20 protein-coding genes are annotated in these 25,075 nt (G+C 72.6%); 14 read left to right on the top strand and 6 right to left on the bottom strand.

The features are described from left to right. Both MQP27_RS17190 and MQP27_RS17195 read left to right on the top strand, forming a co-directional pair. A complete protein-coding gene (locus tag MQP27_RS17190; protein ID WP_242766060.1) occupies positions 1-1,029 on the top strand; it encodes a caspase family protein in 1,029 nt (342 codons plus the stop codon). Beyond that, a complete protein-coding gene (locus MQP27_RS17195; RefSeq protein ID WP_242766061.1) occupies positions 1,026-2,714 on the top strand; it encodes a hypothetical protein in 1,689 nt (562 codons plus the stop codon). The genes MQP27_RS17190 and MQP27_RS17195 overlap by 4 nt, the downstream gene beginning before the upstream one ends. On the opposite strand, the gene MQP27_RS17200 is transcribed toward MQP27_RS17195, so the two are convergent. Further along, on the bottom strand, positions 2,695-4,434 hold the full coding sequence (locus MQP27_RS17200; protein WP_242766062.1) for an APC family permease: 1,740 nt from the start codon (positions 4,432-4,434) through the stop codon (positions 2,695-2,697). The two genes, MQP27_RS17195 and MQP27_RS17200, sit on opposite strands and share 20 nt — an antisense overlap. 143 nt (positions 4,435-4,577) lie before the next feature. On the opposite strand from MQP27_RS17200, the gene MQP27_RS17205 reads away from it, so the two are divergent. Continuing rightward, a complete protein-coding gene (locus tag MQP27_RS17205; RefSeq protein ID WP_242766063.1) occupies positions 4,578-6,917 on the top strand; it encodes a DUF4132 domain-containing protein in 2,340 nt (779 codons plus the stop codon). 12 nt (positions 6,918-6,929) lie between these two features. Here the strand turns inward: MQP27_RS17205 and MQP27_RS17210 are convergent, their stop codons facing one another. Continuing rightward, a complete protein-coding gene (locus MQP27_RS17210; protein WP_242766064.1) occupies positions 6,930-7,667 on the bottom strand; it encodes a hypothetical protein in 738 nt (245 codons plus the stop codon). Between the two features lie 433 nt (positions 7,668-8,100). Beyond that, positions 8,101-9,009: a LysR family transcriptional regulator gene (locus MQP27_RS17215; protein WP_242766065.1), complete on the bottom strand. Its 909-nt coding sequence runs from the start codon at positions 9,007-9,009 to the stop codon at positions 8,101-8,103. Positions 9,010-9,090: 81 nt separating this feature from the next. Between MQP27_RS17215 and MQP27_RS17220 the strand changes: the two genes are divergently transcribed. Then, a complete protein-coding gene (locus tag MQP27_RS17220; protein ID WP_242766066.1) occupies positions 9,091-9,915 on the top strand; it encodes an SDR family NAD(P)-dependent oxidoreductase in 825 nt (274 codons plus the stop codon). Positions 9,916-10,023: 108 nt separating this feature from the next. Next, the gene (locus MQP27_RS17225; protein ID WP_242766067.1) at positions 10,024-12,219 is read left to right on the top strand and encodes a DEAD/DEAH box helicase; all 2,196 of its coding nucleotides are present in this window, start codon (positions 10,024-10,026) and stop codon (positions 12,217-12,219) included. 3 nt (positions 12,220-12,222) lie between these two features. Here MQP27_RS17225 and MQP27_RS17230 read toward each other — a convergent pair whose 3' ends face one another. Beyond that, positions 12,223-13,203, bottom strand: coding sequence for an SMP-30/gluconolactonase/LRE family protein (locus tag MQP27_RS17230; RefSeq protein WP_242766068.1), 981 nt, complete (start codon positions 13,201-13,203; stop codon positions 12,223-12,225). 128 nt (positions 13,204-13,331) lie between these two features. On the opposite strand from MQP27_RS17230, the gene MQP27_RS17235 reads away from it, so the two are divergent. The 7 genes from MQP27_RS17235 (at position 13,332) to MQP27_RS17265 (ending at position 20,412) form a co-directional block, all read left to right on the top strand. Next, entirely contained in the window at positions 13,332-13,778 is a 447-nt protein-coding gene (locus MQP27_RS17235; protein WP_242766069.1) for a MarR family winged helix-turn-helix transcriptional regulator, read from the top strand. A gap of 129 nt (positions 13,779-13,907) precedes the next feature. Beyond that, a complete protein-coding gene (locus tag MQP27_RS17240; protein WP_242766070.1) occupies positions 13,908-15,086 on the top strand; it encodes a DUF4190 domain-containing protein in 1,179 nt (392 codons plus the stop codon). 147 nt (positions 15,087-15,233) lie between these two features. Next, complete coding sequence (locus MQP27_RS17245) at positions 15,234-15,986, top strand: GntR family transcriptional regulator (RefSeq protein ID WP_242766071.1); 753 nt, start codon at positions 15,234-15,236, stop codon at positions 15,984-15,986. Positions 15,987-16,334: 348 nt separating this feature from the next. Next, complete coding sequence (locus MQP27_RS17250) at positions 16,335-16,535, top strand: SPOR domain-containing protein (protein WP_242766072.1); 201 nt, start codon at positions 16,335-16,337, stop codon at positions 16,533-16,535. Positions 16,536-16,568: 33 nt separating this feature from the next. Then, positions 16,569-16,961 carry a (deoxy)nucleoside triphosphate pyrophosphohydrolase gene (locus MQP27_RS17255; protein ID WP_242766073.1) on the top strand — a complete coding sequence of 131 codons (393 nt, stop codon included), beginning with the start codon at positions 16,569-16,571 and terminating at the stop codon, positions 16,959-16,961. Between the two features lie 105 nt (positions 16,962-17,066). Further along, positions 17,067-17,495: an ATP-binding protein gene (locus tag MQP27_RS17260; protein ID WP_242766074.1), complete on the top strand. Its 429-nt coding sequence runs from the start codon at positions 17,067-17,069 to the stop codon at positions 17,493-17,495. 250 nt (positions 17,496-17,745) lie between these two features. Further along, positions 17,746-20,412 (top strand): SpoIIE family protein phosphatase, encoded by a 2,667-nt coding sequence (locus MQP27_RS17265; protein ID WP_242766075.1) that lies wholly within the window; start codon positions 17,746-17,748, stop codon positions 20,410-20,412. 7 nt (positions 20,413-20,419) lie between these two features. Here MQP27_RS17265 and MQP27_RS17270 read toward each other — a convergent pair whose 3' ends face one another. Both MQP27_RS17270 and MQP27_RS17275 read right to left on the bottom strand, forming a co-directional pair. Then, complete coding sequence (locus MQP27_RS17270; protein WP_242766076.1) at positions 20,420-21,925, bottom strand: hypothetical protein; 1,506 nt, start codon at positions 21,923-21,925, stop codon at positions 20,420-20,422. A gap of 72 nt (positions 21,926-21,997) precedes the next feature. After that, positions 21,998-22,984, bottom strand: coding sequence for an endonuclease/exonuclease/phosphatase family protein (locus tag MQP27_RS17275; RefSeq protein ID WP_242766527.1), 987 nt, complete (start codon positions 22,982-22,984; stop codon positions 21,998-22,000). Between the two features lie 272 nt (positions 22,985-23,256). On the opposite strand from MQP27_RS17275, the gene MQP27_RS17280 reads away from it, so the two are divergent. Further along, entirely contained in the window at positions 23,257-23,952 is a 696-nt protein-coding gene (locus MQP27_RS17280) for a response regulator transcription factor (RefSeq protein WP_242766077.1), read from the top strand. Beyond that, complete coding sequence (locus MQP27_RS17285; protein WP_242766078.1) at positions 23,945-25,045, top strand: sensor histidine kinase; 1,101 nt, start codon at positions 23,945-23,947, stop codon at positions 25,043-25,045. Before MQP27_RS17280 ends, MQP27_RS17285 begins: the two co-directional genes overlap by 8 nt. Positions 25,046-25,075 lie beyond the last annotated feature (30 nt).

Genomic DNA, 25,075 nt, shown 5'->3' on the forward strand with positions numbered 1-25,075 from the left:
ATGGCATCCAGGGCGGTGGTGATCGGGCCGGCGGCCTACGCCGTGAACTCGGGGATCGACAGCCATACGACGATCGGCGAGAGCGCCCGCATGTACGGCGAGGTCCTGGCCGGCGACGCCATGTGGGGCGCCGACAACTGCCGGGTCCTGGGCAAGGACGAGGTGGAGACGGCGGACGGCGTCATGCGGGCCCTGCAGGCGGCCGCGGACGAGACCGGGCCCGAGGACATCTTCCTCGTCGTGTACGTCGGCCACGGCCAGTACTGGAGCGACCTTCCCGGCGCCCAGGTGCACCTCTCCGTCGGGTCCTCGCACAAGGACAAACCCTGGACCTGGCTGTCGAGTTGGTACCTCTACCGCGTGATGCGCCGCGCCCGCGCCAAGCTCAAGGTGCTGATCGCCGACTGCTGCTACTCCAACCTGCTGCCGCAGCTGGGGGAGGAGCCGGTGCTGCCCGGCGTGCTCGGCGAGCTGGACGAGGGCACCTGTGTCTTCACGGCCGTCAAGAACGCCAACTTCGCGCCCGCCGAAGGCTGTTCGGCGCTGCCCGGGGACCTCGCGCACTGCACGCCGTTCAGCGGGCACCTGCTGCGGATACTCCAGGACGGCACCAAGGACCACGAATCGCGGCTCACCATCGGCCTGTTGCGCGAGGCGGTCCGGCGGGAGATGGAGAGCTGCGCCGCCGCCCCGCACCAGGTGCCGCGCATGTCGCTGAACGACGCCCGGGACGGCACCCCGCTGTTCACCAACCGCATGGAGGCCACCCGCCGCGACCGCGCCCCGCAGCTCCCGGTCGACCCCGAGGACTGGGTGCGCACCCTGATGCTGGACCGCGACTCCCGCCTCGACGACCTGCTGAAGGACGAACGCAAGACCGGTGACGTCGTCGCCATCCTCAGCACCCGCCAGGACGACGCCAGCAGGCACCTCGCCCGGCACATAGACGCCCGCGCCAACAACGCCTTCAGCGAACCGCACGCCTTCGCCCGCTACTGGAACCAGGTGGAGAAGGCACTGCGCGTATGAACGACGGGGACCAGGGGGAGACCGAGGACGGGGAGGCGTGGGGCTTCGGCTACGAATGGGTGACCACCTGCACGGTCGACGCCTTCGTGTCCCGTATGCAGGCCATGCGGGAGGGCGAACGGCCCGGCACCGAGGGCGGTGAACGCCCGCGCCCCGCCACCGCGGTGCGCGCCCTGCACGCCTTCGCCGTCAAGCGGCCCATCGACCAGCTCATCGAGTCCGCGCGCTGCTTCGACTACCGCGACGCCGTCAACATGCTGGCCACGGCCGCCCTGTGCCGGAACATCCGGCAGGCCGCCGACCTCGCGATCCGTCAGTGGGACGCGGAACGCACGGGCGAGGAGGGACTGCCCCGGCTGACCGACGGCGTCATCCACGACATCGCCTGCCAGCGCACGGTCCTGGACGTCGCCGTCTTCATCCGCGAGTGCCGAAGGGCCGGCGAGCCCGCCCTGGTGGACCGCACGATCAGCGCCTTCACCGAACCCGGCTCCGGCCGCACCAACCTCGACAAGGCGCTGCTCTACATCGCCCTGCGCGACGAGAAGTGCCCCGAGGAGGCAGCCGAGTTCCTGCGCCAGGCGCTGGTCGCGATCACCGGGAACGGCTCGCGCGCCTCGGACTCCGTGCCCAGGGAGTTCCACGACCTCGCCGGGGCGCTGCACCACCTCAGCCCCTCCGAGCGGATCCTGGAGGAGTGGGTCGACGCCCAGCTCCAGCTCGACGACCACGTGCACGACACCCGGCAGATCATCGCCCAGCTGATCGCCACGCGCACGGACAGCCCCGACACGCTCGTGGAACACGTCGGCAAGCGGCGCACCCGGCACGACATCGCCGAGATCTGCGGCCAGTTGACCAGGCCCCCGCACGCGGAGAAGTGCGCCGAGATCCGCCGGCACGCGGCCTCCCGCGACAAGATGGAGGACCTCGCCGAGATCGTCCGGATCTGGTACGAGTCCGACGCCCTCAAGGGCACGATCAGGGAACTGCTCGCCGACATCGTGGCCCGCGGCACGGCGTCCGCCGCGGGGCCCCGCTCCCCGCGCGAACTCGACCGCCTGGACACGGCGTTGAGCAACGTCAACGCCCCGCCGGAATGCCGGCGGCTGCTGCGCGTCGCCGCCGCGGTCCACACCGACGGCCGCTCCGGCACCGACCTGGTGACCCTGCTCGGCAAGGTCGAACGGCCCCGGGACCGCAACCGCGCGGCTCACACCATCGCCCAGCGGCTCGCCGCCCGGGTTCTCGAACAGGGCGCCGAGCCAGGGCTGTTCGTGGCGTACGTCGACGGGCTGCGCAGGGCGGGGCGTGGCGAGGCGGTCTACCTGGCCTGCAAGGAACTCGCGGACCCGTCGGATCCGGTACGGGCACCGGAGGGCGCGGGCGTGGTCGTCGCGGAGATCGCGGCGCGGCTGTACGAGCTCGGGGAGGAACGCGGGCGCGACGGCTGGGATCTGCTGGAGCGGTTCCTGGAGAACGAGCAGCGGGTCGTACCGCGGGAGGTCGCGGCGATCGTGCGGCGGCTGTGCGACAGCCCGATGAAGGAAGCGGACCGTCACTTTCTGCTGCGGGCCACGGTGGGGCGTTGGGCGGACGCGCGGCGGCGGGAGGAGGCGGTGGGGGAGCTGGGGGGAGTGGGGTTCGACGCGGAGGCTCGGGAGGTCATTCGGTCTTTGCGGTAGTGGTCCCGTTGGGTGTGGTCGTCGTCCGCGGGTCGGTGGGGGCTGGTCGCGCAGTTCCCCGCGCCCCTGGGGTCGGCAACATGGGCGGTATCTCGAGCATGTGCCGTTTCGATGCCCTGACCAGACCCTCGAAGCACACCAAGGCCGTCACGACCGCCAGGAAGCCCCCGAGCACCTTGTGGTCGAGGGTGATCGGAGAGTCGCCCAGCACCAGCGTCACCAGCATCAGCACCGCCAGCTGGCCGATCAGCCACAGCGCCGCCTGGGCCGCGGGGCTGGTGCGCCAGTCGCGGAACTGGGTGACGTGCACCTTGGCGTCGTATATCCGGCCGAGGGCGGGCCGCCAGCCGGCCAGGATCGGCAGGCACAGCAGCAGCGCGCAGCCCACCGTGAGGGCCGTCATGCCCCGCCACAGCGGGCCCCACCCGGCGCCGTACAGGATCAGCGCGATCAGGGCGAAGCTCGCCCGGGCCAGCACCTCGTGGGCGTCGCGGCGGCGGTCGGAGTGGGCGGGCAGGTGGCCGCGCAGGGAGACGAGGGCGACGCCCGGGACGGCGTACACCACCAGGGTCAGTACGCCGGTGACGGCGACGAGCGTCTTCCAGCTGCCGCCCACCGCCCACAGGGCGATCCCCGCGATGACGCAGTCGACCACCAGCACGAGCCAGTAGACGTCGTACCGCCGGTTCAGCGATGCCTTGCGCGCGGTCTGGAGGCCGCGGTGGGTGAGGTGGGCCCGGCTGAGGGCGGCGACCTCGCGGGTGAGGGAGTGCGCGAAGACCAGGCCGGCGCCCATCGGGGAGAGCACGCCGTTGATGCGCAGCAGCACGCCGAGCCAGAACAGGCCCGCGGCGTAGGCGAAATGGGCGTACGGCGACGAGCCCATGTTGGCCGTGGACCACGCGGCGTCGTGGTAGCGGGTGAACACCGTCTGCAGCGCTATGTACAGCACCATCGAGCCGACGATCGTCCCGAACACCGCCCGCCGCAGCCGCGCCGCCTCACCGGGCGGCCGCCGCTTCACGTTCCCGGCGAAGTCCAGCGGCCCCTGGAAACCCACGTACGCGTAGATCACCCCGCTGCCGACCACCGCGGTCAGCGCCGCCGCCGCGCCCTTGCCCGGGCCGTGCGCGCCCGCCCGGAGGCCGTTGTCGTCGAAGCCGGCCGCGATGAGGAGGACGACGGTCAGGACCGGGACGACCACCTTCAGGACCGTCAGCCAGGAGTTGATGCGGAAGAAGATGCGCGGGGCGATCAGGTTCACCGCTGAGATCACGGCCATGAACGCCAGCGCGTAGCACCAGCCTTCGGTGGTCAGCGTGTCGGAGGGGTCGAGCAGCCCGTGCACCTTCCAGCCGGACAGGCCCTTCGTCATCGCGACGGCCTCGCTGGCCAGGTTGATCGCGTAGACGAGCCACAGCCCGGCCGCCATCACCGTCGCCACCAGCGCGCCGCTGCTCTGCAGGGGCAGGAAGATCAGCCCGCCGGTCTTGGGCGCGGCCGTGCCCAGTTCGACCATGACCCCGGCGATCAGCAGCATCAGCAGCCCGCCGAACAGCCAGGCCAGCCAGGCATCCGAGCCGGCCTTGTCGTAGGCCTCGCCCGCGCCCAGCATCCACCCGGATCCGATCACCCCGCCGGCCGCGAGGCCGACGAGATGGAACACCGACAGCCTTCGCTGTTCGTCCTCGTCCTCGAACGGCAATGCCCGGAGACTCATCCGCCCTATCCCCCGCGTAGCGTCGGCAGCTCCTCACGCACAGTGGCGACAGGGTACAGGGAGTGCTTTCCGTTGCGCCTGGGTTGATCGATTCTCCGTCCGGGCCGACCGCATTGTCAGTGGCGGCTGCCATCATCCGCCGTATGACCGCCGCCACCCGCCTGACGCGCCTGCTCAACGACCCGGAACCCACCGAGGAGTTCCGGTACGAGGACGTGGCCCGCCTCTCCGACCAGGAGCTCGGCGACCTCCTCCCGACCGCCTACGGCCTGGGCCGCGCCCCCACTTACCCGGCGACCCTGGCCCGGCACGCCGTCGAGGACGCGGGCAGGGAGCGGCAGCCGCGCTACACGCCCGAGGCCTGCCGCCGGATGTTCGAGGCGCTGCTCGCCGGGACCCGGGTGCGCGACTGGGCGGACCTCACGCTCGGCGCGGGCGCACTGGTGCGCTGCACCGGCCCCTGGCCCGAACTCTCCGCGCCCGCCCGCGCGTTGGCCGAGTTCATCCTGGCCAAGGACGACCTGCGCCAGCCGTACGCCCTGCTCGCGGTGGCCGGTCTGGCGGGCGAGGAGACGCTGCGCGCGGTCACGGACCGGCTCGGCCGCGACGCCGGGCCCGTCGGCCTGGCGGAACTCGCCGTGATCACCCGCCTCACCGACGCCGAGCGGATGCTGCTGTCCGAGGCCGAGCGGGACTACTCGTTCACCTCACCGCCGCCCCACCCGGACGCCTGGCGCGGGATCGCAGACAGCCCTGCGTACGCCGAGTTCGCCCGCGCGGCCCTGGGGGAGGCCGCCGACCGCGCGGACGCCCTGCACGCGGGGAAGATCCCGTACCGCGCGGACAAGGCCTTCACGGACCGCGAGGTCGCGGCCCTCGGCCACGCCGCACGCGTCGCCCTGCTCCGCGACGAGCCGTGGCTGCCCGCGCTCCTCGACCGCCTCCTGCCCGGCATCACGCTCGCCCCGACGGCGGCGAGGACGGTCCCGTCGCAGGCGCTGCTGTACGAACTGGCCCGCGCCGCCCAGGACTTCCCCACCCCGGAGATGGTCACCGCGCTGCGTCACGTGCGCACGACCGTCCGGCACGCGGGCGTGCCCAAGCAGCTCGCCAAGATGCTCAAGAAGATCGACGCGGCCCTCGCCGAGCGCACCGACGTGGCGCTGCGGCTGCCCGCGCTGGGCTTCGAGGGCGACGGCGTCCTGCGCCGGGAGGCGGGCGAGTACGCGGCCGTCGTCCGGGTCGACGGCACGACCGCCGAACTGACCTGGGAGAAGGACGGCCGCCCCCTGCGCGCGGTCCCCGCGCCCGTACGCCGCGACCACCCCGACCTGGTCAAGGAGCTGCGCGACCTTGCCAAGCGGGTCGGCAGCCAACTCGCCACCCTGGTGCGCGCGTTGGAGGGCGGCTACACGGTCGACGCGGTCCACCCGTACGGCTGGTGGCGCACCGGTCTGGCCACCCATCCGCTCGCCCGCTCCGTGGTCCGCCGCCTGATCTGGGAGGTCGAGATCGTGCCGGGCGACTGGCGGCCCGTCCTGCCGGAGACCGACGACCTCCCCGACGCGCCTGAGGACGCCGCCGTACGCCTGTGGCATCCCCTGCGCTCCGACCCGGACGCGGTACGGGCCTGGCGGGACCTGCTGACCGAGCGGCGGATACGGCAGCCGTTCAAGCAGGCCTTCCGCGAGATCTACCTCCTCACCCCGGCCGAGGAGACCACCCGCACCTACTCCAACCGCTTCGCCGCCCACCTCGTCCACTACCGCAGGATGTTCGCCCTGTTCCGGGCGCGCGGCTGGCGGAGCAACCTGCTCGGGCACTGGTCCGACGGCGAACAGGACGGCGCCGTACGGACCTTGGGCGCGGGAGAGTGGCAGGTCCGCTTCCTGCACTCATTGGCCGACTGGGACGGCGACGAGCCGCTGGCCTCGACCGACCAGGTGCGCTTCTCCCGCCGGGTGGAGGGGGCCTGGCGGGAGGCCCCGCTCGCCGAGGTGCCGCCGCTGGTGTTCAGCGAGGCGATGCGCGACGTGGACCTCTTCGTCGGCGTCACCTCCGTCGCCGCCGACCCCGAGTGGGCCGACGGCGGCCCCGTGCGCGCCTACTGGGAGCGGGCCGGGTTCGCCGAGCTGACCGCGAGCGCCGAGGCGCGCCGCGACGCCTTGGGGCGGATCCTGCCCCGCCTGAAGATCGCCGGCCGCTGCTCGCTCGACGGCCGCTTCCTGGTCGTCCGCGGCGAGCTGCGCACGTACAGGATCCATCTCGGCTCGGCCAACATCCTGATGGAGCCGGACGACTCCTATCTCTGCATCGTCCCGGCGCGCGGCAAGGGCGCAGACGGCAAGGGCGCCGACGGCAAGGTGTTCCTGCCGTTCGAGGACGAGCGCCTGTCGCTGATCCTCAGCAAGGCGTTCCTGCTCGCCGACGACACGCGGATAACCGACGCCTCGATCCTGGCGCAGATCGGGCGGGGCGCCTGAACCAGCCCTCGCTCACTGGATGTTGAGCTGGAAGGGATGGGCGAGGTCGGTCGGGCAGACGAACACGCGCAGCTCGCCGAAGCGTCCGACGCTGATCGCCGGCCCGTCGTTGCAGCTGTCCACCGTCAGCAGCACCCGCATGGTGGAGCCGCACGAGGTGCAGTCGACCGGGACGAGGTCGGTGAGATGCCAGCTGGGCCAGCCGCCCACCTTCCATCCCTCCCGGCAGGCCAGATTCCGGTGGTACTCGACGCCCCGCTCCTCGGCCCAGTCCTCGCCGAACTCGGCCAGTTCCTCCGGAAGTTCGTCGCGGTCCGGAAGGTCGGCCACCCGCACCGGACCGAGCACGCAGGGCTGCGGCAGGTAGGAGTCGTCGGTGCGGTCCGGGTGCGGCGGGTCGAGGAGGACCTCGGTCACCTCGGCCGCGGTGCGGTGGCGCAGTTCGACGGCGGGCCCGTAGTAGCCGGACTGGCCGGGGAGGTCGTCGTGGTCGTTCGGGCACCACAGCATCTGCAGTACGTCGGTGCCGGCCGGCCAGTGCCAGTCGTCGCCGGGCAGGTCACGGGCGTACAGCTGGACGACGGGGACCATCGCGACGCCGGGCCCGGAAGCGTCCGGCGCCATCCGGACCTTCTCCCAGGTGATGAGGTCGAGCGCGCCCGCACCGTCCATGATCCGCCGCTGCGTCTCGGCCTCCTCCGAGGTCACCTCGTAGGCCCGTCCGGGATGTTCGCGACGCCGGGCGCGCATGGCGTCGTCGATACGCTGCCAGGTCTCCCGCTCCCAGGGCCCTTCTGATGGATCTCCGCGGCGTCGCGACGCCCGGCACGCACGCTCGCCGCACGGCGCGGAGGGCCAGGTGGCTCCGCCACATGACCCTCCACACCGCACGCCGATCGCACGCACCGAACGCCGCTCCTTCTCCCGCGGAGATCCATCAGAAGGGCCCTGTCCGAGAGCTTCTCGCGGACCTCCACCAGATGCGGTTGCCGGCACACCGGCCACGGCTCGTCGGCGGGCCACAGCAGCGGGCCGCCGACCGAGCTGTCCCCGGACCCCGGCGCGCCGGCGGTGGGTCGGAGCAGCGTCGCCTCACGGAGGTAGCCGGCGAAGGCGGGCAGCGCGGCCACCAGGTCCTCGGCGGTGGGGATTCGAGTCGTCACGGGCTCAACCTACGTGACGCTCAAGCCTGTTCGGCCACCTGCCGGCAGGCCTCCGCGTACGCCCGGACCAGCCGTCTGCGGTCCCCCTTCCGCCAGGCCAGGACGTAACGGCTGGGCGCCAGACCCCGAACCGGCCGGGTCACCACACCGCCCAGGGTGATCAGCGGCACGTTCCCCGCCGCCACCAGGCAGACCCCCAGCCCCGCGACCAGCGCCTCGTACGTCTCCTCGGTGCTCGCGATCTCCGCGCCGACGCGCGGCGGGCGCCCCTCGCGTTCGTCGAGGGCGAGCCAGTAGTCGCGCAGCGGCCCGGCGCTGGGCGGAAGGGCGAGGAACGGTTCGTCGGCCAGCTCCGCGAAGTCGACCTCGGCGCGCGCGGCGAGCCGATGGTCCTCGGGCAGGGCGACCAGCCGGGGCTCCTCGGCGACCACCGTCCAGGCGTACCGCTCCTGGCCGGGCAGCGGCAGCCAGACGAAGGCCACGTCGGCGTCGCCGTCCGCGAGGCCCGCGGTCGGATCCTCCCAGCTCACCTGCCGCAGCCGTACCGCTGCCTCCGGCTGCGCGGCCGTGAAGCGCGAGCGGATCGCGGGCAGCAGTCCGCCGCGCCCCGGGCTGGTGCTCATCCCGACGACCAGTGTGCTGCGCAGCGCGGCCCGCGCCTCGGCCACCACGTCCGCGCCCTGCGCCCACGCGGCCAACACCCGCCGGGCGTACGGCAGCAGCGCGGCGCCGGCCGCGGTCAGCTCCACGCCCTGCCGGTCCCGGCGCAGCAGCTCGACCCCCAACTGCCGCTCCAGCGCCCGGATCTGCTTGCTCAGCGCGGGCTGCGAGACGTACAGCCGCTCGGCGGCGCGCGTGAAGTGCAGTTCCTCCGCGACCGTCACGAAGTACCGCAGGTCCCGCACGTGGACGTCCGTCGTCATGGCCATCGGTTATCACGGTAGGTCTTGGACGGGTGCCGGACCACGGGAGGAGCCTGAATCACGGACAGCCCAGGGAGGGAGCGGGTCATGAACAGGGTCTGGCTGATCACCGGCGCTAGCAGTGGACTGGGGCGGGCCATCGCCGAGGCGGCCGTCGCCGACGGTGACGTGGTCGTCGGCGCGGCGCGGCGGCCCGAGGGGCTGGACGACCTGGTGGCCGCCCACCCCGACCAGGTGGAGGCGCTGAAACTGGACGTTGCCGACGTGGACGCCGCCGAGCCGGCCGTACGGGACGTGGTGGCGCGGCACGGGCGGATCGACGTGCTGGTCAACAACGCGGGCCGGGGGCACGTGGGTGCCTTCGAGGAGACCACCGACGCCGAACTGCGCGCCCTGTTCGACGTGCACGTCTTCGGGCCGGCGGCGCTGGTGCGGGCGGTCCTGCCGTACATGCGCTCGCGGCGCTCGGGGGCGATCGTGCAGATGAGCAGCATGGGCGGGCAGACCTCCTACCCCGGCTTCTCGGCGTACAGCGGCACGAAGTTCGCCCTGGAGGGCATGTCCGAGGCGCTGGCGGGCGAGGTCGCGGAGTACCGCGTCAAGGTGCTGATCGTGGAACCGGGCGCGTTCCGCACGTCCCTCTACGACGGCACGCAGGCCAGCACGGACGCGGGCGCGTACGCCACGGTGGGCGGCACGCGGGCGATGGTCGACGCGGGCTTCGACGAGCGGGCGGGCGACCCGGCGAAGGCGGCGGCCCTGATCCTGACGGCCCTGGACTCGGACCGCACCCCCCTGCGCCTCCCGCTGGGCGACGACGGCGTGAGCGCGGTCCTGGACCACCTGGACCAGGTCCGAGACGACGTCATGACCTGGGAGAAGCGCACCCGCAGGACGGGCTTCCGCGACTGACGCACCTCGCGCGCGTGCAACCCTCTCTCCCCTTGGGCTGTCACTGTTGTCAGACCCCGGTGCCACTATGGGGCGTACGGGTCGGGTGGCGTGCGAGGGGTGGGGAGCGTGGTGGTCGAGGGGGTGCCGGAAGCGCCCGTGGGGCGGCGGGCGCGGGACGTGTGCGCGCGGGGGACGCGGCTGTACGACGCGGCCCGCGCCGTCCTCGACGACCACACCCGCGCGCTGGAAGCCGTCCGCTCCGCACTCGTCCCGCTCCGCGACGAACTCGTCGCCGAGGAGCTGGGGAACATCCCGGTCGCCCGCCTCAAGGACGCCACCGAGGGCCGGCTGCGGTTGACGGCCGTCGAGTCGGCGGGGTTCACGACCGTGCGTTCGGTGTACGAGGCGACCCGCTTCGACCTGCGCCAGATCCCCGGCGTCGGCGCCCAGACCGCCGACCAGGCCCTCGCCGCCGCCCGCCAGATCGCCCGCGCCGTCGAGGAGACGGTCTCGGTCCGCATCGACGTCGACAAGCCCGAACCCCGCACCACCGCCCTGGTCGTCGCCCTGCACCGACTGGTCGAGGCCGGCCCCGAGCTCCGCAAGGCCGTCGACACCGCCACTCGGCTCGACCGCAGACTGCGGGAGCTGATTCCCGCGGCCCGCCCCGCCACCGGCCGCCTCCGCCTCGCGCTCACCGGCCGCCGCCGCAAGGAGGCCGCCCTCGCCGCCACGGCCGAGCTGCTCGAACTGACCGCCGACGCCGAGACCCGCGGCACCCGCCTCCAGCTGGCCCAGGCCTCCACCGACCTCCTGCGCGGCCCCGCCTCGGACATCGAGGCCTGGGTCGACTTCGAGCTGCGCTCCGCCGAGTACTACAGCCGGCTCGCCGACGTCTGCGCGCACCGCACGGACGAGGAGGCCGCCGAGGGCTATCTGCCGTCCGAGGTCGCCGAGCGGGTCCGCGCCCAGCCGCTCGACGACACCCACAGCCGGGTGTCCCTGCGCGGCTACCAGTCCTTCGGCGCCCGTTTCGCCCTGGCCCAGCGCCGGGTGGTCCTCGGCGACGAGATGGGCCTGGGCAAGACGGTCCAGGCGATCGCCGCCCTCGCCCATCTCGCGGCCGACGGCCACACCCACTTCCTCGTCGTCTGCCCGGCCGGCGTCCTGATCAACTGGACCCGGGAGATCCGCTCCCGCAGCGCCCTGCGGGCGGTCCCGGTGCACGGCCCCGGCCGGCAGGAGGCGTACGCCGAATGGCACGAGCGCGGCGGCGTCGCCCTCACCACCTTCGACCTCCTCCACACCCTGCCGACCCCGGACGCCAAGAAGTCCCCGAAGTCCCCGAAGCCCGCCATGCTCGTCGTCGACGAGGCGCACTACGTGAAGAACCCCGAGACCCGCCGCGCCAGATCGATCGCCGCCTGGACCAGGACCGCCGACCGCGTCCTGTTCCTCACCGGCACCCCGATGGAGAACCACGTCGAGGAGTTCCGCACCCTGGTCCGCTTTCTCCAGCCGGACCTGGTCCCCAGGATCCGCGACGGGGACGCGGTCGCCGGCCCGTACGTCTTCCGCAGGTCCGTCGCCCCGGCCTACCTCCGCCGCAACCAGCAGGACGTCCTCACCGAACTGCCCGCCCTGCTCCAGGTCGACGAGTGGGAGGAGTTCGGCGCGGCGGACGAGGACGCATACCGCACGGCGGTCGCCGCGGGGAACTTCATGGCGATGCGCCGCGCCGCGTACGCCGACCCCGAGAAGTCCGCCAAGCTCCAGCGCCTGCGCGAACTGGTCGCGGATGCGGCGGCCAACGGCCTGAAGGTGGTGGTCTTCTCCTACTTCCGGGACGTCCTGGCCACGGTCCACCAGACCCTGGGCGACGCCGTGTTCGGCCCGATATCCGGCTCGGTCCCGGCCGCCCGCCGCCAGCAGCTCGTCGACGACTTCACGGCCGCCGACGGCCACGCGGTCCTGCTCGCCCAGATCGAGGCCGGCGGCGTGGGCCTCAACCTCCAGGCCGCCTCGGTCGTGATCCTCTGCGAACCGCAGGTCAAACCCACCCTGGAACACCAGGCCGTGGCCCGCGCCCACCGCATGGGCCAGGTCCGCCCGGTCCAGGTGCACCGCCTGCTCGCCACGGACAGCGTGGACGAACGCCTGCTGCGCATCCTGGAGAACAAGAACCGCCTCTTCGACGCCTACGCCCGCCGCAGCGACACCGCGGAGGCGACACCGGACGCGGTTGACATCACGGACGCGGGCATCGCCCGCCGGATCGTGGAGGAGGAACAGCGAAGGCTGGCGGGCGCACCGGCCGAGTGACCGTCAGATCCCGTCCACCCAGGCCACGGTGAACGGCTCCTCCGGCACCCCCGGCCCCATCGGCCCGCCCTTGTCGAACTGCGAGCGGACGACCAGCAGCCGCCCGTGCGCGCGCACGAGCGTGGTCGGGACCTGCAGGGCGCTGTCGGTGAACCGCCGCTCCAGCCGCGCCGAGGCACCGTCCGCGGACAGCCGCCACCGGCTGAGGGTGTTGCTCGCGTTCTGCGCGGCCCACAGCCTGCCGTGCGCCAGCTCCAGCCCGTCGCCGTGCGTCAGATCGCCGCCGATCAGGGTCACCCGGCGTACGGCTCCGGTGGCCACCGCCACCCGATAGAGGTCGCCCCCGGTCATGTCGACGACGTACAGATGCCGGCCGGCGGGGTCGGCGACGATGCCGTTGAGGGTGAAGGCGTCGGAGGGGTGCGGGGCCAGGACGCCGCTCAGGTCGTGGCGCGGGACCAGCGTCGCGAGGCCGCCGCGGGCCACGTCGGCCGGCGTCACGCGGTAGATCACCGGGGTCAGGCTGTCGGTGACGTATGCCGTGCCGTCCGCCGTGATCACCAGGTCGTTGACCAGGTGCGGGCCGTCGGCCGGCACGGTGAAGCGGGCGATCAGGGAGCGGTCGCGCAGGTCGTAGACGTCGACGCCGGCGGTCGAGTCGATGACCCACAGGCGGCCGGCCCGGTCGACCTTCAGGCCGTTGGCGGTGTTGCGCCCGTCGGCGCCGGCGGGCAGGAAGACCTCCGCGGCACGGCTGCCCGGCACCGCCCGGTACACGGCGCCGTTCGCATAGGAGCCCACATAGGCGGCGCCCGTGCGCGGGTCGAGGGCGATGCCCTCCGGATAGACACGCTCCCCGGGCAGCGTGAAGGCCGTACCGAGCCGGACGCCGGCGGCACGGGCTGCGGTGGCCGGGAGCGCGGCGGTGAAGGCGACGGCGGTCGCGCCGGTCAGGAAAGTACGACGGTGGATCGATCGGGACACGGTCTGTGCCTCTCGTTTCGGCTTCGCACTTCATTACGTACACGAACCTAAGTTAGAGCTCTAATATCCGTCAACGTATTAATAGCCGTGCGAAGGCGCACCATCAGTCGTCCCGATACCATGCGCAGATGACGTCCATGCCCGCGTCCGAACGCCTCGGCTCGCACCTCAAGCTGGCCGAGCAGGCCCTCATGGCGACCAAGGCCGCGGTCCTGAAACCGGCGGGCGTGACGGTCGCGCAGTACTCCGCGCTGCTCCACCTCTCCGAGAACCCCGGCATCTCGGCCGCGGCCCTGGCCCGTCTGTGCGGGGTGACACCCCCGACGATCAACACGATCCTGAACAACCTCCAGGACCGCGGCCTGATCGAACGCACCCCGCACGAGTGGCACCGGAACGTCCTGGAGACCCGCCTCACGGACCCGGGCCGCGAGGTGATGGCCGACGCGGACGCCCGGGCGGTACGGGTGGAGCGGGCGCTTGCCGCGGAGTTCACGGACGGGGAACGCGAGGCGCTGGTCGGGCTGTTGGGCCGGTGCGTGGAGGTACTGGACAAGGAGCGCCGGGAGCGATAGGCCGCCCCCGTTCCGCCCCTGTCGGCCGGCTGTTTACGATGCGCCCAACCGTGCGCCCGTCGCGCACGGCGGCGCGTACGCCTCCGTACACCCCCGCGCACCACCGCCCGAGCCAGGAGCACGGTACCCGTGTCGATACCCCCGCCCCCGGGGCCCCAGCAGCCCCAAGGGCCGTACCAGCAGGGCCAGTTCCCGCCGGGTGCCCAGCCGTACCCGCCGTACCAGCCGTGGGCCCAGGGCTACACCCCGTACAACCGCCCCGCTCCCGTCAACGGACTCGCCGTCGCCTCCCTCGTCCTGGGCATCCTCTGCTGCGTCCCCGGCCTCGGACTGCTGCTCGGCCTGATCGCGCTCGGGCAGATCAGGAAGAACGGCGAGCGCGGCAGGAGCATGGCGGTCTACGGGTCGGTGCTCTCCACGCTCGGGCTCGTCCTGTGGGTGCTGGTCCTTGCGACCGGCGCCGCGTCCGACTTCTGGGACGGCGTCAAGGACAGCGCCCGCGACAACGGCAGCGCCTACACCCTCGCCAAGGGCGAGTGCTTCGACTCGCCGAGCGGCTCCCTGGAGGGCGAGGCCTACGACGTGGACAAGGTGCCCTGCGCCGGGGAGCACGACGGCGAGGTCTTCGCCTCCTTCAAGATGAGCGGCTACGACTCCTACCCCGGCGACCGCAAGGTCACCGACCTCGCCGACACCCGGTGCTGGTCCCTGCGCTACGACTACGCCATGGACGCCTGGGCCGTCCCCGACGACGTGGACGTGTACTACCTGACGCCCACCCGGGACAGCTGGGGACTCGGCGACCGCGAGATCACCTGCGTGTTCGGCAACACCGACGAGAAGGCGAGCCTCACCGGCTCGGTGCGCAACGACGCCCGGACCCTCGACGCCGACCAGCTCGCCTACCTGAACGCCGTCAACATCGCCAACCGGGCCCTGGACTCGCAGCCCGTGGACAGCCCCGACGACGACCTGAAGGCCAACACCCGCTGGGCGGCCCGGTTGTCGGACGCGTTCACCCGGCAGGCCGCGCAACTCCGCGCCCATGACTGGCCGTCCGGCGCGCAGGCCCCGGTCACGGCCGTGGCCCGGCAGGTCGAGTCGATCCAGGAGGAGTGGGCGAAGGCCGCGAAGGCCACCGACGCCGACGCCTTCTACGCCTCCTACGACCGCGCCATGACCCTCTCCACCACCGGCAGGTCGGTCACCGCACGCAAGGCTCTGGGCCTCGCCACCACTCCGCCTCCGGACGGCGAGACCGGCGGCGGAGGGGGCGGCGGCGGAGACTCCTCCGACATTCAGGTGTGACGGCGGCTATAGCGGGGAGAAAGTGCCTGCGTAAAGCCTTCCCCCGGAACATGTCATCACATCGAGTGATTCTCTGGCCTTTGCTTGCATGGCAGAACCCACGGTTGCCACGCTGTTGCTGTCTGTACAACCTGATGGGAGCGGCCAGTGACTTTCGGTGAGCAGCCGGCGTATCTCCGCGTCGCGGGTGATCTCCGCAAGAAGATCGTCAGCGGTTCGCTGCCACCGCACACCCGTCTCCCCTCCCAGGCCAGAATCCGCGAGGAGTACGGCGTCTCGGACACCGTCGCCCTGGAAGCGCGCAAGGTGCTGATGGCCGAGGGCCTGGTCGAGGGTCGCTCCGGCTCCGGGACGTACGTCCGCGAGCGCCCCGTCCCGCGCAGCGTCGCCCGCTCCGGCTACCGCCCCGACGGCGGGGCCACCCCCTTCCGGCAGGAGCAGGCCGACGGCGCGGCCCGCGGCACCTGGGAGTCCCGCAGCGAGCAGACCGAGGCCGGCGGCATGGTCGCCGAGCGCCTCGGCATCAAGCCCGGCGACCGCGTGATGTGCACGAGGTACGTGTTCCGGGAGGCCGGCGAGGCGATGATGCTCTCCACCTCCTGGGAGCCCCTCGCGCTCACCGGCCGTACGCCCGTGATGCTCCCCGAGGAGGGCCCGCTGGGCGGCATGGGCGTGGTGGAGCGCATGGCGGCGATCGACGTGGTCGTGGACAACGTCACGGAGGAGGTCGGCGCCCGCCCCGGCCTCGCCGAGGAACTGGTCGACCTGGGCGGCGTCCCGGGCCATGTCGTGCTCGTCATCCAGCGCACGTTCTACGCCTCGGGCCGCCCCGTGGAGACCGCCGACGTGGTCATCCCGGCCGACCGCTACCGGGTCGCGTACCACCTCCCGGTGAAATAGCGCACACCTTTACGGCGATTGCCCCCGCCGACCCCCTTCCGCAACACCATCCACCACCCGGGCGCCCCGTCCGCGCGCCGGTGGATTCCGGTCGTTCTCGCAGGTCGCCCCGGGCATGCCCGAGATGCCGCTGACCGGATGCGTCAAGGCCCACGGGCGGCGCGTTCGAACTCGTGCGCCCCCCTCGCCCTGGCCGGTTGCGTACCTCTTGGTGAAAAGCCGTGTTCGCTGCGTAAAGGTTAGGCGTAGGCTCGGGCATATGCGGATTGCGGTTTCCTTAGCGGGCGGGGCACGGCACGAACCGCGTGGCGGCGGGCGGGCCGAGGTGGGAAGGAGCGGTGGGGGGCGATGAACGACGGCACGATCACTCTTCCCTGGCTCGTCATAAGGCAGGACGACAACGGCAACCGCTACCGCGTCGGCAGGTACGCGACCAGGGCGGAGGCCCAGAAGATCGCGGACAGCCTCGACGACCGCGGCCACAAGCAGCTCTACTGGGTCGAACGCATCGGCCAGAACGGCCAGGGCAGCACCGCAACGGCCAACTGACCCGCGCCGCGCCCCTCCCGTAGGCTCCGCCCCATGACGGAACGGATCGTGGTGGTGGGCGCGGCCCTCTTCGACGGCGACCACCTCCTGGCAGCCCGCCGAAGCGCACCCCCCGCCCTGGCCGGCCGCTGGGAACTCCCCGGCGGCAAGGTGGAGCGGGGCGAGACTCCCGAGGCGGCCCTGACCCGCGAACTCCAGGAGGAACTGGGCGTCGACGCGGAGCCCATGACCCGCGTCCCGGGCGAGTGGCCCCTAAAACCGCCGTACGTCCTCCAGGTCTGGACAGCGAGACTCCTGCCGGGCTCCCCGACCCCGAAGCCCCTCCAGGACCACGACGAACTGCGCTGGCTGACGCAGGACGAGCTGTGGGACGTGAACTGGCTCGACCAGGACGTAGAAGCAATCCACGCGCTGACCAACCTGTAGTCGGCGCACGCCCCTACTCCATTCGTGCCACAGTGCGCCTCCCCGGACGGTACTCCCTCCCGAATATCGGGTATGTCCCCATTAACCCCACGAAACCAGACATCGGTGGGCTCGCTGGCCTGGGAAGTGATCGGCGTGATCGACACCGAAGGCGACTGCGCCGAGTGGACCTTCCCCGCGGACCCCGGCGCCGTACGCAACGCCCGCGCAGCGGTCCGCGGTCAACTGCACACCTGGCACCTGGACACCCTCGGCGACCTCGCAACCCTGCTGGTCAGCGAGCTGGTCACCAACTCCCTGCGGCACGCCACCGGCCCCATCGGCGTCCGCCTGGTCCGCCCCGCGAGCCTCCCCGACGTCCTGCTCGTGGAGGTCTCCGACCCGCTCCCCGACCCGCCCCGTGAACGCGTGGCCCGCCCCGAGGACGAGAGCGGCCGCGGACTCCAGCTGGTCGCCCACTCGTCCCGCCGCTGGGGTACCCGCCCCGGCGAGGCGGGTAAGACCGTGTGGTTCGAACTCGCGGTACCCGGCTGATCCGGCTGTACGACCGCCCCCACCCTGTCGACCGTCTGGTTCAGGCCAGTGGCAGTTGTCGGCGGGCGTGATTCGACGAGGTGTTGGCTGGTTAGAAGACTGGAAGTGTTCTCGCAGCCGGGACCGAAAACCGTCGGGACCGTGCTGTGATCGTGAACACCGTGTTGTGCGGCGCCGTAGTGCTGGATACTGCGGGCAGCCGCCCCCGGTGACCGGTGCCGGACGCGGTGAGCTGGAGGGGACGGTTCGCGTGAGCGAGATACCAGCGAAGGCCACGGAGTCCACGGACCCGTCGGACGGCGCGAGGTCGGAGGCCGTGGGCGATGCCGCCGCGGACGCGACGACGCGCGCGACGACGGATGGCGCGGGGCTTCGTGACACCGGCCTGGGCGACCCGCCCGGCGCAGACGCGATGTGGCAGAGCAGTCCGCCCGGCTCGATCTACGACTACATCAAGGTCGCGTCCTTCTCCATCGGCCCCGACGGCCTGGTCGACCAGTGGAGCCTCAGGGCCGAGCAGCTCTTCGGCATCCCCGCGGAGCACGCCGTCGGCATGGACCCCATCGAGGCGTTCATCGACTCCGACCTGCGCGAGCAGGGCCAGCGCAAGATGGCCGAGATCCTCGACGGACGGGAGTGGACCGGTGTGGTCCCCTTCCGGATGCCGGAGACGGCCGACGGCGAGTGCGGCCGGGAGGGCCTCGCCGAGGTCTATGTCATGCCGACGCGGACCGAGGAGGGCGAGAAGGCGGCCGTCTGCATCGTCGTCGACGTCCGCACCCTCCGCAGCATCGAGACCGACCTCGCCGCCTCGCAGGCGATTTTCGGTCAATCTCCGTTCGGCTTCCTGCTGATCGACCCCGACCTGCGGGTCCGGCGCGCCAACCAGCGGTTCGCCTCCCTCTTCGGCGGCAGCCCGGACGACCACCGCGGCAAGGGCGTCCACGACTACCTGCCGCGCCCCGAGGCCGAGCGGGTTGCCGCGACCCTGCGCCGGGTCCTGGAGACCGGCGACTCCATCACGGACATGCACGTCACGGGCTTTCTGCCGGGCTCGGACGAGCGCCGGCACTGGTCCATCAACCTCTACCGCGTGCACAGCGGCTCCGGGCGCCCCATCGGCATCGCCTGGCTCGGAACCGACATCACCGCCCGCCGCGCCGCCGCCCGGGAAGCGGCCTCCGCACGGCGCAATCTCGCCCTTCTGAACGAGGCCGGCGCCCGCATAGGCAACTCCCTCGACCTGGAAACCACCGCCCGCGAACTCCTCGACGTCGTCGTCCCCGGCTTCTGCGACCTCGCGACGGTCGACCTCTACCAGGGCCTGCTGGCCGGCGACGAGACCCCGCCGGGCCTCGCCGACGGCAGCGCGGAACTGCGCCGGGTGGCCTTCGCCAGCGCGGTCTCCGACGCCCCGTTCATCGGCTCGGGCCCGCCCGTGTCGGTCGGCGCGGTCCACCACTTCCCGTTCAACTCGCCCTGCGCGGACGCCCTGCGCACGGCCCGCCCGCAGCTCGTCCCCGCCGAGGAGGGCGGCCTCGTCCAGTCGACGCTGGCCGTGCCGATGGTCGCCCACGACACGGTCGTGGGGCTGGCGCAGTTCGCCCGTACGAAGGGCAGCGAGCCGTTCGGCGACCGGGACCGCGACCTCGCGGTCGAGCTCGCCGCCCGCGCCGCCGTCTGTATCGACAACGCCCGCCTCTACCGCCGCGAGCACGAACGCGCGCTGATCCTGCAGCGCTCCCTGCTCCCGCCCGGCGACCCGGTCGCCTCCGGCCTCGACATCGCCTGCCGCTACCTCCCCGGCAACTCCTCCGCGGACCGCCCCAGTGAGGTCGGCGGCGACTGGTTCGACGTGATCGAACTGCCGGGCCACCGCACGGCGTTGGTGGTCGGCGACGTGATGGGCCGTGGCCTGCGCGCGGCGGTGGCGATGGGTGAACTCCGCTCCGCGGTACGGACACTGGCCCTGCTCGACCTCGAACCGGCCGAAGTCCTCAGCGCGTTGGACGAGATCGCCCGCGGCCTCGGCGCGCCCGGCGGCGTCCAGCAGGCCACCCGCGCGGCCCGCCGCCCCCGCGAGGCCGACCTCTCCGAGGTGTATCTCGCGACCTGCGTCTACGCGGTCTACGACTCCGTCACCCGCCGCTGCACGTTCGCCAACGCGGGCCATCTGCCGCCGGTCCTGGTCGAACCCGGCGAGGACGCGCTGATGCTGGACGTCCCGCCGGGCATGCCGCTCGGCGTCGGCGGGGAGCCCTTCGAGGAGGTGGAGGTCGAACTACCCGAAGGCGCCCTGCTCGCGCTCTACACGGATGGACTGGTCGAAAGCCGCGATCACCCCCTCGACGAGGGCCTCCAGGCATTCGTGGGCGCGCTGACCGATCCCACCCGTCCGCTGGAGGACGTCTGCGACCACGTCCTCAACACCCTCGACACGCACCACGGCGAGGACGACATCGCGCTGCTCATGGCCCGTGTGCAGGGGCTGCCCGCCGACTCGGTGGGCGACTGGACGCTGCCGCGGGAGCCGCGGAGCGTCGGCCGGGCCCGTGAGTACGCGCGCGGCCAGCTGCTGACATGGGATCTGGAGCCGTTGGTCGACACGACGGAGCTGCTGGTCAGCGAGCTGGTGACGAACGCTCTGCGGTACGGCGAGGGTGACATCCGGCTGCGGCTGCTGCTGGATCGCACACTGGTCTGCGAGGTCTGGGACTCCGGCCTCGTCCAGCCCCGCCGCCGCCGCGCCCGCGACACCGACGAGGGCGGCCGCGGCCTTCAGCTCGTCGGCCTCCTGAGCGCCGCGTGGGGCTCCCGCCGTACACCACGCGGCAAGACGGTGTGGTTCGAACTGCCGTTGCCGGACGGGGAGACGGGACTCGCGGATCCTGCGGAGGCTCTGCTGAGTCTGTTCTGAGCGCGCCCTAAGTCGAATTGTTCCCTCGGCGAGTGCGGGTGCGTGGGCCGCCGTACGTCGGGGGTGTGCCGTCGGGGGAGATCACTCCGCCCAGGACTGCTCCCGCCACTCCGGCCGCGTGGTTCTCGTACGGGTTGCCGTGCAGGCGTACGTCCTGTTCGGCGAGGGCTCGGGACTCGCGGGCGAGGGTGTCGGAAGGCAGGCGTTCCGCTTCTGTCAGTCGCGTGCGGGCCGTGGCGCCCACCGCGCCCCTGTGCGTCGCCACGAAACCGGCCGCCCCGGCGATATCGCTCCGCGCGACCAGGAGCGCGGCGGCCGACAGGACTCCGGTCCGCCCCACTCCGACCGCCCTGGTCGCCGTCACGATCCGGCGGAGCGCGTCGAGGGGGTCGTACGGGCCGGTCGCGGTCAGTTCTTCCCGTACGGCGGCCAGCACGAGGTCGGCGTGGGTGACGCCTTCCCCGCGTATCCCGGACAGCTCCGCCTCCGCTCCCGTCAGCGCGGCCGGTATCAGCGCTGCCGCCGACGCCAGGGCCGTGCCCAGGCGGTCGATGCCGGTGATGAACTCGTCGGCCTGCGCGATCGCTCCCTCGGCCGCGCGCAGATGACGTACCGCCGCCGCTCCCTCACCCCTGTCGGCCGACTGGCGGGCCTCGTTGAGCCGGGTCGTGGCGAACAGCAGCCGGTCCTTGGCCTGTTCGACGTGGCCGGTGATGTCGGCGACCGCCGAGGGGCCGTATCGCGCGGTCAGCTCCGCCGACGTAGCCTCCGTCGCTCCGGTCCGGCCCGCCAGCTCGCGGAAACGGGCCTCGGCCAGCTCCAGCGCCTCCCCGATCCCGTCCTCCAGCCCCCGCAGCCGGTCGAACCCCTCCGCCTCCGCGTCCAGCCGCCGCCCCGCCTCCTGACACCGCCCGACCATCCCGGCCAGCGCGTGCCGCCGAGCCGTCCCGTCCTCGGGTATGCCGTCGTCGTACTGCCGGCGCATGCGGAAAGCGGCCGACAGTTCGGCCTCGGCATCCCGTACGGCCCGCGCGAAGGGCTCCACGGCGGCGGTGCCGGAACGGGCCTCGGCGAAGGCGAGTTCCTCCCGGCTGGTGCGCACACAGTCGTCGGTCTCGACGAGCAACACCCGTACGTGATCGTCCAGTTCGGCCAGTTCGTTGAGCGGAGGCGCTCCGGGTGCTGCCGGGGCGGGGGCGCCGCCGGGTGTCGTGCGGGTCCGGGACCGCCGGGTGCGCCGTACATAGCCGTATGCGGCGAGCGACACCGCCGCCCCCACGGCGACCAGCGGCAGGACCAGATCGGCGGCCGAGGTCTCGTCCTCGGCGGCGGTGACCTGCGCGCTCGTCGAGTGCGCCCGCGCGTCCGGGGGTGCCCCGCCGTCACTGATCGTCATCCCGGGCAGCAGCAGCCACACCACCCCGGCCAGCCCGCCCACCAGGGTGTGCACCACCCGCACGGATATGTGGGAGGTGGCCCGCCGGGGCCGGCCCCGAATCAAGGATGACGTCACATTTCGGAGCGTATGAGGAGGAATGCGCGGGCGCGAGCGGGATGGGGCCAACGATGCCGGAGGGGGGCCGGGTCACCAGCTGACCGCGGCCGCCACCGGGCGGTGGTCGCTGTCCGTGGCCGGCAGGACCCATGAGCTCTCCGGGCGGACCCCGCGCACCAGGATCTGGTCGATGCGCGCGATCGGGAACTTCGCCGGCCAGGTGAAGCCGAAGCCGTCCCCGGCCTCGGTCTGGGCGGAGTCCAGCCGTGCGGTGAGGCCGGCGAAGGCGCGGTCGTCGGTGGTGCCGTTCAGGTCGCCGAGCAGCACCATCCGCTTGTTCGGCTCGGCGGCGACGGCCTTCGCGAGGGCCTTCGCGTTGCGGTCCCGGCTCTCCGTCCAGAAGCCGGTCCTGGGCAGCAGGCGTACGGATCCCAGGTGGGCCACGTACACCGCCAGCGGGCCCCGGTCCGTGGCGACCGTGGCGCGCAGCGCCCGGTTGTCGGCCAGTGTGGCGGCGGCGGGCTTGGTGGCCGCCAGCGGTCCGGCGTCCGTCTCGATCCCGACCGGCCGGGCGTCCGACAGCGGCAGCTTGCTCCACAGCCCGACCGTGCCCTGGACGGTGTGGTAGCGGTACGTCGTCGCCAGCGCCTTCTCGTACGCGCCCGTCGCCTGCGGGGTCAGCTCCTCCAGCGCCAGCACGTCCGCGCCGGAGGCGGCCAGGTCGCGGGCGGTGCCGGACGGGTCGGGGTTGTCGGCGCCGACGTTGTGACTGGCCACGACGAGGTCGCCGCCCGCGTGGGACTTGTCCGTGAGCAGGCCGCCGAACAGGTTCAGCCACACGGTGACCGGCAGCAGCAGCGCCAGCACCGCGACGGCGGAGCGGCGCCACAGGGCTCCGGCCAGCAACGGGACGAGCAGCAGGCCGAACCACGGCAGCACGCTCTCCACCAGGCTGCCGACGCCCCCGGTGTTCGGGATCTCCGTGTGCAGCAGCATGAGCAGACCGAGCAGCAGCGCCGCCGCGGCCGGCACCCGGCCGCGCTTCCAGGGGCCCGGCCGGGCCGCGGCGCGGATCACCCGGCGGAGGCTCGCGCGCCGGACGCCCGCGACTTCCTGCTCGGCCCCCGGCCGCGCCGGCGTCCGCTCCCGCGTACGGTCGGTCACCGTCTCGCTCACCGCTGGGCCCTCGCGTCCTGGGCGGGGGCGGCGTACCTGAGCGGGCAGCGGTTCGGCGTTCGGGCCGGTGGCGGGGTTCCATGCATGCTGCCAGTCAAGACGGCGCGGTGTTGCCGTCCCGTATGCGGTTTTCGATATGCCCGCGATATGCGCGGGCTCCTAGCATCGGGAGCATGCGTGTGCTGATTGTCGAGGACGAGCCCTATCTGGCGGAGGCCATCCGCGACGGTCTGCGCCTGGAGGCGATCGCGGCCGACATCGCGGGGGACGGCGACACCGCGCTGGAGCTGCTGGGCGTCAACGCCTACGACATCGCCGTACTCGACCGGGACATCCCCGGACCGTCCGGCGACGAGATCGCCAAACGCATCGTCGCCTCCGGCAGCGGCATGCCGATCCTCATGCTCACCGCGGCCGACCGCCTCGACGACAAGGCCTCCGGCTTCGAACTCGGCGCCGACGACTACCTCACCAAGCCCTTCGCGCTGCAGGAACTCGCGCTCAGGCTGCGCGCCCTCGACCGCAGACGCGGCCACAGCAGGCCGCCCGTGCGGGAGATCGCGGGGCTGCGCCTCGACCCGTTCCGCCGGGAGGTCTACCGGGACGGCCGCTATGTCGCGCTGACCAGGAAGCAGTTCGCGGTGCTCGAAGTCCTCGTCGCCGCCGAGGGCGGGGTCGTCAGCGCCGAGGAGCTGCTGGAGCGGGCGTGGGACGCGAACGCCGACCCGTTCACCAACGCCGTGCGGATCACCGTCTCGGCCCTGCGCAAGCGGCTGGGCGAACCGTGGATCATCGCCACCGTGCCGGGCGTCGGCTACCGCATCGACACCCAGCCGCCGGCCGGGCACCAAGGGGGAGAGCGTGGATAGGGCACCCGGGCTGAGCGTTCGTTTCAAGCTCACCCTCAGCTATGCGGGATTCCTGGTGCTCGCGGGGGCCTCGGTGCTCGCCCTGTGGTCGGTCCTCCTGATGCTCTTCCCGGACTCCGTGATGATCAGGGCCACGAGGGGTGGTATCGGCGGGGCGTTCGCTCCGGGGCGCTCCAACACCCAGCAGGCCTTCGGGGAGGTGGCGGCCGCCGTCCTGGTGTTCCTGCTCGTGTTCGGCCTGGTCGGGGGGTGGATCCTCGCCGGCCGCATGCTCGCGCCGCTGACCCGTATCACGGACGCGACCCGCCTGGCCGCGGACGGCTCGCTCTCCCACCGCATCCGGCTGCCGGGCCGCACGGACGAGTTCCGTGAACTCGCCGACGCCTTCGACGCGATGCTCGCCCGGCTCGAAGCGCACGTCGAGGACCAGCGCAGGTTCGCGGCCAACGCCTCCCACGAGCTGCGCACCCCGCTCGCCGTCTCCAAGGCGCTCCTGGAGGTGGCCCGCTCCGACCCGAAGCGCGACACCGGCGAGCTCATCGACCGCCTCCACGCGGTCAACACCCGGGCGATCGACCTCACCGAGGCCCTGCTCCTGGTCAGCCGCGCCGAGCAGCGGTCCTTCACCCGGGAGCGCGTCGACCTGTCCCTCCTGGCGGAGGAGGCCACCGAAACCCTCCTCCCGCTCGCGGAGAAGCACGGCGTCACCATCGAGACCTCCGGCGACATCACGCCGACGACCGGATCACCGGCGCTGCTGCTCCAGCTGACCACGAACCTGGTGCACAACGCGATCGTCCACAACCTGCCCGAGAAGGGCACCGTCCGGGTCTCCACCGCCGTCCGCCCCAAGTCCGTGCTGCTCACGGTCGAGAACACGGGCGAGAAGCTCCTCCCGCAGATGGCCTCGACCCTCACCGAACCCTTCCGCCGCGGCACCGCACGCATCCACACCGATCACGCGGGCGTCGGCCTCGGCCTGGCCATCGTCAAGACCATCGCCGACGCGCACGACGCGACGCTGACCCTCACCCCGCGGCCCGGCGGCGGCCTCCTCGTCGCGGTGGAACTGCCCGCGCCGACGCAGGAGTGACCCGAGCCCGCCGAAATCCGGCTGCGGCCG

The sequence above is a fragment of the Streptomyces cylindrosporus genome (assembly GCF_022698165.1).
GTDB classification, from domain to species: domain Bacteria; phylum Actinomycetota; class Actinomycetes; order Streptomycetales; family Streptomycetaceae; genus Streptomyces; species Streptomyces cylindrosporus.